The 709-nt window shown below is 45.3% G+C and carries 1 protein-coding gene and 1 pseudogene; both read right to left on the bottom strand.

Annotated elements, in window-relative coordinates; translation table 11 throughout:
- Nucleotides 1-315 (bottom strand): annotated as a pseudogene (locus tag R7Z50_RS27390) (6-phospho-beta-glucosidase); the annotation flags it as partial.
- Between the two features lie 10 nt (nt 316-325).
- Nucleotides 326-637 (bottom strand): PTS lactose/cellobiose transporter subunit IIA, encoded by a 312-nt coding sequence (locus R7Z50_RS27385; protein ID WP_005461092.1) that lies wholly within the window; start codon nt 635-637, stop codon nt 326-328.
- Nucleotides 638-709: the final 72 nt, after the last annotated feature.

The following is a 709-nucleotide window of genomic DNA, read 5'->3' as shown; positions in this document are numbered from 1 at the left end:
AGTAGGAATTCTTTCATCGTTTGCTCGAGCAGCAAGCGCGCCAACACGGAATTGAGTCATGATAAAGTCAGCGCCTTTGATCGCAGCACGGCGGTCAAAATCCGCTTTAATTTCAATATCCGCGCCCGCTTTATCGACCATCCGCTGAGCCAAGCCTCTGATGATTTCTAGCTTTTCCGCGCCGGATTCTATGTCCACAAAGTGAATCTGTTTAACTGGCAAGTAATCCAAGCGTTTGATTACCCCTTCAACCAATTCCGGGGTATAGCTACTGCCACCACCAATAATGGCAAGTTTGATCGCCTCTCTAGACATAATGATTTCCTTACTTATTCGCGAGTTGCTTGTTCAAAGCGACAATCTCAACAGCCATTTCTTGCGCTAGAATCGTTGTCATTAAATGATCTTGAGCGTGCACCATAACCAGAGTCATCGGCACTTTGCCTTCCCCCTGATCTTCTTCGATCAGTTGCGTCTGAATTAAATGCGCCTTGTTAATGCACTCTCTGGCTTGCAACAATTTCTCTTCTGCTGCTTCAAATTTTTGCTCTCTCGCCAAACGGAGTGCTTCATAACTTAAACTTCTGGCTTCACCCGCATTACAGATGATTTCCATTACAACCAGTTCTTGTTCCATTTTCTCTCTCCAGAAATATGGGCTGCTTGGTAAAACAGCCCATTCATAATTAAGCGGTTACGCCTTCACCAG

This window comes from Vibrio sp. 1249-1 (assembly GCF_033340495.1).
The sequence above is the reverse complement of the archived record's forward strand: the minus strand, read 5'-3'. Positions and strand labels throughout refer to the sequence as shown.

Bases quoted from the DNA above. Each gene is read 5' to 3' on its own strand.
- R7Z50_RS27385 (WP_005461092.1), bottom strand. From the start codon at position 637: ATGGAACAAGAACTGGTTGTAATGGAAATCATCTGTAATGCGGGTGAA.